This is a genomic window from Erythrobacter sanguineus, assembly GCF_900143235.1.
GTDB lineage: Bacteria > Pseudomonadota > Alphaproteobacteria > Sphingomonadales > Sphingomonadaceae > Erythrobacter > Erythrobacter sanguineus.
Genome location: NZ_FRDF01000025.1, coordinates 1 through 1635, shown reverse-complemented (window position 1 = coordinate 1635; position 1635 = coordinate 1). Strand labels below are relative to the sequence as shown.

The window sequence follows — 1635 nt, the reverse complement described above, 5'->3', positions numbered from 1 at the left end:
GGCTGCCAGTGGACATTGTCCGCCCGGCGCAGGCTGAAGGCGATCATCCCGGCCGCCACGGTCGCGTTGGTGAACTTGTCGATCAGGATGAACCCGCCCAGCTGGCGGTTGTCGGCATAGGGTTCGAAGGTGATCGGCTTGTCGGTCGCGAACTCGGCGACGCCGATGGCGTTCATATCGAGCGTCTTTGCCGCCAGATGTTCGCGGCTGTTGACGTCGATCTCGTACTTGGGCGGCTGGACCGTGGCGGTCACCGTCTGGGTGCCGAGCTTGAGCCAGTAACCGCGCCCCGGCTTCATGGCTTCCTCGTCCATCCACACCAGAGTGGCCGAGAACTGGTCGGAGGCTTGCGGCGGATCGCCCGCTGCCGCGATCACATCGCCGCGGCTGCAATCAACCTCGTCGGCGAGGCTGATCGTGACCGATTGGCCAGCGACAGCCTCGTCCAGATCACCGTCAAAGGTCGTGATGGCCTTCACCGTGCTGGTCTTGCCCGAAGGCACGATCCGCACCGGATCACCCACGCGCACAGTGCCGCTGGCGATCAGCCCGGCAAAGCCGCGGAAGTCGAGATTGGGGCGGTTGACCCACTGCACCGGCATCCGGAACGATTGTGTCTGGGCCGCAGCATTGTCGACCTCGACCGTTTCGAGGTGTTCGATCAGCGCCGGGCCATCATACCAGGGCGTGTTTGCGGAAGGGGAGGCGGTGATGTTGTCGCCCTTGAAGCCCGATATCGGGATCGCGGTAAAACCTTCGATCCCGATGCTTTCTGCAAAGCCGCGATAGTCGGCGACGATCCGATCGAAGATCGCCTGATCATAGCCGACCAGATCCATCTTGTTCACCGCCAGCACCACATGGCGGATACCGAGCAGGTGGACGAGATAGGAATGGCGGCGCGTTTGCTGGAGCACGCCCTTGCGCGCATCCACCAGGATCACCGCCAGATCGGCGGTCGAAGCGCCGGTCACCATGTTGCGCGTGTATTGTTCATGCCCGGGCGTGTCGGCGACGATGAACTTGCGCTTTTCAGTGGTGAAGAAGCGGTAGGCAACGTCGATCGTGATGCCCTGCTCGCGTTCAGCCGCAAGGCCATCGACCAGCAGCGCAAAGTCGATCTCCTCGCCTTGCGTGCCGTGGCGCTTGCTGTCGCTTTCCAGCGCGGCGAGCTGATCTTCGAAGATCATCTTGGAATCATACAGCAGCCGCCCGATCAACGTCGACTTGCCGTCATCCACGCTGCCGCAGGTGATGAAGCGCAGCAGGATCTTGTGCTGGTGCGCATGCAGATAGGCGCCGATATCCTCGGCGATGAGGGCGTCAGTTTGAAAAGAGGATTGGTCGTTCATCTTGCCTCGTCATCCCGGCGCCATGAAATCTGGGGGCGGGGATCCATCTGTGGTTCATTGGGGCAACCGACCCCGGATCAAGTCCGGGGTTGACGCTTCGGAACGCTTCGCATTCCGCGGCGCGTCAAAAGTACCCTTCCTGCTTCTTGTCTTCCATCGAGGCGGACTGTCCCTTGTCGATTGCCCGTCCCTGCCGTTCGGAACTGGTGGCGAGCAGCATTTCCTGGATGATCGTGTTCATGTCGGCTGCATCGCTCTGGGTCGCGCCGGTCAGCGGGTAGCA

1 protein-coding gene and 1 pseudogene are annotated in these 1635 nt (G+C 62.0%); both read right to left on the bottom strand.

The genetic code is table 11. The features are described from left to right. The coding region (cysN, locus tag BUA05_RS14325; RefSeq protein ID WP_072675697.1) for a sulfate adenylyltransferase subunit CysN at nt 1–1352 on the bottom strand (1352 nt) is incomplete at its 3' end. Nucleotides 1353–1476: 124 nt separating this feature from the next. Continuing rightward, nucleotides 1477–1635 (bottom strand): annotated as a pseudogene (locus tag BUA05_RS14990) (sulfate adenylyltransferase subunit CysD); the annotation flags it as partial.